Genomic DNA, 6,610 nt, shown 5'->3' on the forward strand with positions numbered 1-6,610 from the left:
GGTTCTCCTCAAGGCACTCTATGTGCTCCTCAACTTCTTCAAGGAAGACCCCCAAGTACCGCTCCATGTCAAAAGTCTCTGCCAATTCTGTCATCCTCCTCCCTACTCTGCGTTACCCTCTGGAGGTGAGGGACGGGTAAGGGTCACTTCCACCACCGTGACAGAAAGGTAGATAATTTCAACCTCTTGCACGGATGGGACAAAACCCTCCTTTTCCACTACAAGCACAGCCTTGCCAACGGGGAGATTGCTCAGATTGAAGCTTCCGTCTTCGCCTGTGGTTGTTGTGTACAGTTCGTTAACCGTTACTTTTGCACCAGCCACAGGATTGCCCTCTTCATCCCAAACATATCCTACCAGTTTTCCTAAAAGAGGTGCAAGCTCAATGGTGAGGGAAAAAGAAGAGGTATGAGCAGGAACATCCACGGCCTCGCTCTTCTCTTCATACCCCGCGGAGGATACCACGAAAACCTGGCGTCCCGAAGGAACACGGGGAAGGAAAAACGATCCATCAGAAGCGGTGAGATCAAAGCGTTCCGGGAAATCCCGAAGCATCACCTGGGCACCTGCAATGCCTTCTCCTGTCACAGCATCCACCACTTTCCCCGTCACGGTAACAAGAGGATGCACCGAGGGCAAGGGAGCAAGGTTACCAAGACACCCCGAGAGGAGGAAAAAGGAGAGCAAAAGAGGCAAAACCTTTGCCATGTCAACCACCCTGACGGGCAAGGTAGTAGACGTACCGGCCGGGAGTGAGCTCAAGGGTGTAAATGGTTATGGTATCACTGAGCGGCAGATACCCATTCTTCGTGATGGAGACCGTGTATGTTCCAGGAGGAAGCTGGAAATGAGCCCTGCCGTTGGTATCGGTGTACCGGACGGCACTGACACTCCCCGTCACCGAAACCTGGGCCAAAGGCACCGGCAGGACGTATCCTTCCGGGGAATTCGGCTCAAGCTCGTAGACGAAGATGTAGGTATCCTTCATCTGCCACCGGACTCCGCATCCGGCAAGGAAGAAAATGGTAAAAAGAAAGATGCCAAGGAGATACCTTCTCATAGCACGACCTCCACCAAAGGATGCAACCTCTCTGGATAAAATTTTTTGCCATCTCAAGCGATGTGGTATGATAGAGAAAAGGAGGGATGAGCGTGAAAAGAGTACTCCTTCTGAGCCTTGCGCTTTTTCTCCTTTTGGCCATCCAGGGAGAAGCCCTTGAAATTCGCTATCTCGGCCATTCTGCTTTCTTCCTGAGCTTCGAAAGTGGTTTCCGGTGCATCCTTGACCCCTTTGCTCCGCAGGTTGGCTACCGAATTCCCGAAGGTCTTGCAGTCGATGCCCTGGCAAGCTCTCACGAGCACTTCGACCACTTCTTCGACGGCTTTGCCGAGAGCACCCAGATTTTCGTGGGGACAAAGAATAAGGGAGCCGAATGGAACCTCTTTGACGCGACCATCAAGGGAGTGCACATCTTTGCCCTTCCCTCGTACCACGACGACACCCAGGGGAAGCTCCGGGGCAAAAACGCTATCCTCGTCCTTGAGGGAGAGGGTATGCTTCTTGCCCACCTTGGGGATATTGGAGCAATTCCGGAGAAGGAGGTGATGGAGAAGCTCAAAGGCGTTGACATTCTCTTCGTTCCAACAGGAGGCCATTATACCCTTCCCCCAGACCGCATCGTCGAGCTCATCGAGAACCTTACCCCACGGGTCGTCGTTCCCATGCACTACCGGACCGAAGCTACAAAAGACTGGCCCATTGCACCCTTAGAGGAGTTCCTAAGGGAGGTAAAAGAATGGAAGGTCAAGACCCTGGATTCTCCTTTGGTTCTCAAAAAAGAAGACCTTCCAGAAACTCTGGAAGTCTGGGTGATGCGCGTATGGACAGGGTGAGTGCTCTCTTCTTCGTCGTGGCTTTTTCCCTTCTTCCCATCTCTTTTGCCCTTGCCCAGGAAGGGAAAAGCCAGGGAATTCTCGAAATCTCCTTTGATTTCACAAGGCAGCGGACCATTGCCTCGAACCAGTACGCCGTGTGGATTGAAGATGCGCAGGGGAATCTCGTAAAAACCCTTTTCGTCACCGGGTTCACAGGACGTGGAGGTTACCTGAGACGGCCCGATTGCCTTCCCACCTGGGTCAAGAAAGCCAATCCCGCTTCCCGGGCGCCTCAAGAAATCGACGCCATCACAGGAGCAACCCCCAAGAGCGGAACCCAGCTCTACACCTGGGATGGAAGGGATGAGAAAGGCAATTTCGTTCCCCCTGGAACGTACCGTTTCGTCATCGAAGCCACCCTCTACTGGTCAAGTCGAGTGCTCATCACGGGAACCTTCACCTATGGCGGGGAAAGCGTGGACTCCATCCCCATCAAGGTGGAACATTTCGGGGGAAAGGAAAACGAAGGAATGATCACGAACGTCAGAGCAAGGTACCAGGCTCTGCGTCCGTAGAGTCCCTACAGGGAAAAACAAAGTCCCTCGTCGAGCATCACAAGGTACTGGCTCAGGGGGACATAGTTCGCAATGGAGTTTCCCGAACCCAGGGCAAAACCGCCTTGAGGGGCAAGGGAGGAGAGGATTCCGCGAACGTAGCGGCGGAGGTCGTCTTCAGGGAGACGAATGAGTTTATCAAGGTCCACACCCCCAAGGATACCCACCCGGTTCCCGTAACGTCTGGCAAATTCTGTAACCGGCAGAATTTCATCCTGGAAAGAATGGAAGGCATCGATGGGAACCTCTTCAAGGAACCGGTCAAAAACCTGGTAGATGTTCCCACAGGAGTGAAGGAAGTAGCACTTCCCTTTCTCCTGGGCGAGATTGCAAATTCTCTTGTGCCAGGGAAAAACGAATTCCGCAAGATCCCGGGGAGAGAGAAAGGTTGCGCTCCGATACCCCCAGTCATCCCCCTGGAAGATTCCTCCCACAATGTCGAGATCGATGAGTTCCCGGTAGAAGGAAAAGGTGATTTCTCCCACCCTCTCAAAGACGGCTTTCACAAGAGGTCGATTCTCGTAGAGGAGGAAAGAGAGGCCTTCAAACCCAAGGAGCGTCTCGCTCACAACTTCAAAGACCCCGCCACAGGCGTTGAGGAGAAGCTTCATGCCCTCCGGGAGGATGCGGGAGAGCTCTTCATAAGGGGAAAAATCGAGGAAGGACACCTGAGGCCAGGGGTAAGCGACAAAGTCATCCCAGGAGGTGATTGCTCCTTTTGACTCTTCCACCCACTCCCGTATCCCCCGGGAGAGCAAGGCCGTATCCTCACCTCTTCGGACCTTTCCGGGGAAGTGAAGGCCCATCCCCGGAACATCCACAAAAATGCAGTAGTCGTACCCTAAGCGCTTGAAGAAGCGGACGTATTGGCGGAGGAAAAGGGGCATGGTTTCCTTTTCCGGTGGTGCAAGGGTTTCTCCGAAAAAGCGCCGTGTCACTTCACCGACAACCTCAGGGTCCACAAGGAGTTCCGCAAAGTGAACCCGCCGGGGCTTCTTCTTTCGGGTCAGAACGGCAACAAACTCGGCAAAATTCGGCTCAAAGAGGTCCTTTTCTATCCACTCGATGATGCGCATTTACTCCCCCACAATCTGGACCCAGACCCGGCGCTGCCTTGGTCCATCGAACTCGCAGAGGAACACTCCCTGCCAGGTCCCCAAAAGAGGTTTTCCATCCTCAAAAATCACCGTAACCGAAGAACCAACCAGAGAGGCCTTCACGTGCGCCGGGGCGTTCCCTTCCCCATGCTCGTAAGGGAGGTTATCAGGGACCACGTGGCGGAGGCCCCGGAGAATATCAAGGACGACATCCGGGTCAGCACTCTCGTTGATGGTTACTCCTGCAGTGGTGTGGGGGACGTAAACCGTGCAGATTCCCCGAATTTTTCCCGATTCCTGTACTGCCTGCCGCACAAGAGAGGTGATGTTCACCATTTCCTCTTTCCGCCGCGTAGCAACAGTGAATTCCCGCATTGTCCCACCCCTCACTCAAAGAGCTTCTTGAACTCTTCTTCTGAAAGCGGTGCCACATCCTCGCCGTAGCGGAAGGTACGCTTCTCTTCAGAAGTTGCCCAGGGGGTCAGAGGGAAACGAACGGTAAGGGGAAGGCGGAAGAAGGGCTGGTCCACGATGACCTCACCCGGAAGGAGAGCTGCTGCCTTCTCCCGGAGAACCCCCTGGAGATGGGCGTACTCCTCTTTGCTGAGCTCGGCATACTTCTGCCTCCCCACAACCGTTGTAGCCGCCTGGGTGACAACCCGGTAATCGACCTGGGAGGCCGTTTGCTCTGCCCCAATGAGGACGATTCGGAATGAACGCCCCCGCTCGGCCACGTCCCGGAAAATCTGCCCCAGGAATCCTCCTCCCTCCCGAGGAGCGTACTTATTGAGCTCATCAAGGTACACGAAAACCGGTTCCTTCAAAAGGTCCTGTTCCTTCGCCCAGAGGATTTCCCGAAGGACCGCACCGACGACGAAAGCCTGCCCCCGAGGGGGAAGCTTTGCAATATCGACTACAGTCACCCCTCCAGGGCGACTCCAGGAGAGCATGTACTCAGGCCGCGGAGGGTTTGTGAGAACCCTCTGAGGGGAGAAGGGAATGCTTCGCCAGAGCTTCCCAAGGCCGCTTCGTTCTGCCAAGCGGAGTCGCCTGGAAATGGCAAAAACCGTCCTTTCGTCCACCTTTTCCTCGTCAAGGGCTCTTGAGAGCGCCTGGAGCTCTTCCTCCTCGGTGTACCCATGGAGGAACCCCACAAGGTCGCGAAGGGAATTGGGGAGCACGAAGCGCCGGAGCATGAAGGAAGGGTCTTCCCCGGATACCGCAAGGTACACCCGCACCAAGGTCCGATTGTCAAGCCCCTCGCAGGAAAAGCGAACGTTCTCCTCAAGGTAGGGAGTGTCCTTGTCAAAGAGCTCTGATCTTGCCTCCTTGACAAGGCGCTCATACTGCTCCCGGAGGAAGTCTTCAATAACGGAGACCGCCAGGGAGAAGTTCGGGTTTCTCTCAAGCTCCTCGGGATCGAAAAAGAGAGGCAGAAGCCCAAGTTCCACGATATCGAGGATATCCCACCCGTAAATCTGAACCCGGTCCCGAGAGTGGAAAAGGTGCGGTCGGCCATCGGACCTTGGAGGAACCGCAACGGCCACATTTTCAAAGGGTCGGGCTTCCACTCCGAAACGCCGGAACATGTCCTGCCAGAGCTCAAATTGCCTTGAGTCTCCTGCCCCTTCCCACTCGCTATTCCAGTGGTCGAGGAAAAGGAGGCTCTCTCCCTTCACGTTGAAGACAATTGCCCGGCTGTTTCGGAGAAAGGTGGCCACATCTCCAGAGAGAAAGCATTCTGAGGCCCTGGGATAGTTGAGCATCATCCAGAGAAGAAAGGTCGCGTACGAGGTCTTTGCCGCCACCCCTGATTGGCCGCTCACGTTCACATGGGCTCCGTTATCCCCAAGAAGGTACCGTACGTCAAGATAGGCAACCTCGTTATTCGAGAGTACTCCGCAGGGAAGCGCCCTCCGGGCTTTCTTCACCTCGTCAAACCCTAAAGCCACATCGGTCTCTTCTGGAGAAGCAAGGAAAACCCGCTCCCCCACCGGGGGAGGAACAAGAGAAGGAACGGTGACGAAGTGGTTTCCCTCTCTTTTAAGCGTTCGGGTCACCACCACCTGTCCGAGGTAGATGGTGACTCCGCTGTAGCGTCCTTCGGCGTACGCTTCCTCCTGGTACCCCGTGGTTACCGTTCCATCCCAGGAAGCAACGACCTCGTTGACCACTCCGTAGAGGCGGAAACTCTCATTTCCCCAGGAAAAGTCCACCCGCACGAGGGCTTCAAGGCGAAGGCCAGAAGCAAACGAGGGGTGCATCCGCACCCAAAAGGTGTAGGGGGTAACCTCTCGAAGCCCCGTAACGGTCCCAATGGCCTCCATTTTTTCTTCCATGTTTTCACCTCTTTCCTCTCCAGAGTACCCGTCGGACGAGTTCCTGGACAAGACCCGAAGGAGCAAAGTGCTGATTCAGGCGCTCTTCAAGGGCAATCACCGGAAAGAGGTTCTCCGGGAGCCTCTTCCAAGGGTAGTCCCCGGTAAGATCGGGAAGGACTCTACAGAGACCATCGAAGAATCGACTCACCTCTTCCCGAAGCTGAGGAAAGGCTTCCGCTGGTACCACAACTTCAAGACGAACAAGGCCTTTCCAGGGAAAAGCAGAATCTTCCACAAGGCGCAGGTACGAGAAAATCCGCAGAATATCGGTCCGGTCTTTCCCCAAAAACCCCGCCACAAAAGGCGTTCGCTTGCCCTTCCCAAGGTGCAAGAGGTTCTCAAGCCATTCCCGAGGAAGGCGGAGCTCCTCCACCCTCTTCACCAGTCCACAGGGACCAACAAGAGGCGTAAAGGAGGGAGGGTCGATGAAATGAATCGTGCCGTCCTTGATGACTGGAGCGCTCTGGGAGAGCAGACGCTTGACCACTGCCTGCTCCAGGCGTTGCATGACGTTGAGGATTGCCTGCCGGGCCACTTCAGTATCGGGAGTGAACCGGGCAAGCCGCTTTGTCTCCTCAAGGTGGAAAACCATTCCCATCCCAAGGTCGATTTCTGGATGCTCCACGTTCATTTCAAGAGCAAG

At 55.1% G+C, this 6,610-nt stretch carries 8 protein-coding genes and 1 pseudogene (1 of these 9 cut by a window edge); 2 read left to right on the forward strand and 7 right to left on the reverse strand.

Annotation, left to right across the window (positions count from 1 at the left end):
• Nucleotides 1-102: 102 nt before the first annotated feature.
• A complete protein-coding gene (locus H5U36_06960) occupies nt 103-708 on the reverse strand; it encodes a carboxypeptidase regulatory-like domain-containing protein (protein MBC7217864.1) in 606 nt (201 codons plus the stop codon).
• Nucleotide 709: 1 nt separating this feature from the next.
• On the reverse strand, nt 710-1,060 hold the full coding sequence (locus H5U36_06965) for a carboxypeptidase regulatory-like domain-containing protein (protein ID MBC7217865.1): 351 nt from the start codon (nt 1,058-1,060) through the stop codon (nt 710-712).
• Nucleotides 1,061-1,146: 86 nt separating this feature from the next.
• Here H5U36_06965 and H5U36_06970 point away from each other — a divergent pair, with 86 nt between their 5' ends.
• Entirely contained in the window at nt 1,147-1,893 is a 747-nt protein-coding gene (locus tag H5U36_06970; protein ID MBC7217866.1) for an MBL fold metallo-hydrolase, read from the forward strand.
• Nucleotides 1,881-2,450, forward strand: a complete 570-nt coding sequence (locus H5U36_06975) for a DUF2271 domain-containing protein (GenBank protein ID MBC7217867.1) — start codon at nt 1,881-1,883, stop codon at nt 2,448-2,450. Before H5U36_06970 ends, H5U36_06975 begins: the two co-directional genes overlap by 13 nt.
• A gap of 5 nt (nt 2,451-2,455) precedes the next feature.
• On the opposite strand, the gene H5U36_06980 is transcribed toward H5U36_06975, so the two are convergent.
• The 5 genes and pseudogenes from H5U36_06980 to H5U36_07000 all read right to left on the reverse strand — a co-directional run.
• The gene (locus H5U36_06980; protein ID MBC7217868.1) at nt 2,456-3,565 is read right to left on the reverse strand and encodes a uroporphyrinogen-III decarboxylase-like protein; all 1,110 of its coding nucleotides are present in this window, start codon (nt 3,563-3,565) and stop codon (nt 2,456-2,458) included.
• The gene (locus tag H5U36_06985) at nt 3,566-3,961 is read right to left on the reverse strand and encodes a YjbQ family protein (GenBank protein ID MBC7217869.1); all 396 of its coding nucleotides are present in this window, start codon (nt 3,959-3,961) and stop codon (nt 3,566-3,568) included.
• A gap of 11 nt (nt 3,962-3,972) precedes the next feature.
• Nucleotides 3,973-5,925: an ATP-binding protein gene (locus tag H5U36_06990; GenBank protein MBC7217870.1), complete on the reverse strand. Its 1,953-nt coding sequence runs from the start codon at nt 5,923-5,925 to the stop codon at nt 3,973-3,975.
• Nucleotides 5,926-5,929: 4 nt separating this feature from the next.
• Nucleotides 5,930-6,598 carry a hypothetical protein gene (locus H5U36_06995; GenBank protein ID MBC7217871.1) on the reverse strand — a complete coding sequence of 223 codons (669 nt, stop codon included), beginning with the start codon at nt 6,596-6,598 and terminating at the stop codon, nt 5,930-5,932.
• Nucleotides 6,595-6,610: pseudogene (locus H5U36_07000) on the reverse strand (hypothetical protein); it runs 389 nt beyond the window's last position. Before H5U36_07000 ends, H5U36_06995 begins: the two are co-directional and overlap by 4 nt.

The organism is Candidatus Caldatribacterium sp., assembly GCA_014359405.1.
Taxonomy (GTDB): Bacteria; Atribacterota; Atribacteria; order Atribacterales; family Caldatribacteriaceae; genus Caldatribacterium; species Caldatribacterium oleiphilum.

Bases quoted from the DNA above. Each gene is read 5' to 3' on its own strand.
- H5U36_06960 (MBC7217864.1), bottom strand. From the start codon at position 708: ATGGCAAAGGTTTTGCCTCTTTTGCTCTCCTTTTTCCTCCTCTCGGGG.
- H5U36_06965 (MBC7217865.1), bottom strand. From the start codon at position 1,060: ATGAGAAGGTATCTCCTTGGCATCTTTCTTTTTACCATTTTCTTCCTT.
- H5U36_06970 (MBC7217866.1), top strand. From the start codon at position 1,147: ATGAGCGTGAAAAGAGTACTCCTTCTGAGCCTTGCGCTTTTTCTCCTT.
- H5U36_06975 (MBC7217867.1), top strand. From the start codon at position 1,881: ATGGACAGGGTGAGTGCTCTCTTCTTCGTCGTGGCTTTTTCCCTTCTT.
- H5U36_06980 (MBC7217868.1), bottom strand. From the start codon at position 3,565: ATGCGCATCATCGAGTGGATAGAAAAGGACCTCTTTGAGCCGAATTTT.
- H5U36_06985 (MBC7217869.1), bottom strand. From the start codon at position 3,961: ATGCGGGAATTCACTGTTGCTACGCGGCGGAAAGAGGAAATGGTGAAC.
- H5U36_06990 (MBC7217870.1), bottom strand. From the start codon at position 5,925: ATGGAAGAAAAAATGGAGGCCATTGGGACCGTTACGGGGCTTCGAGAG.
- H5U36_06995 (MBC7217871.1), bottom strand. From the start codon at position 6,598: ATGAACGTGGAGCATCCAGAAATCGACCTTGGGATGGGAATGGTTTTC.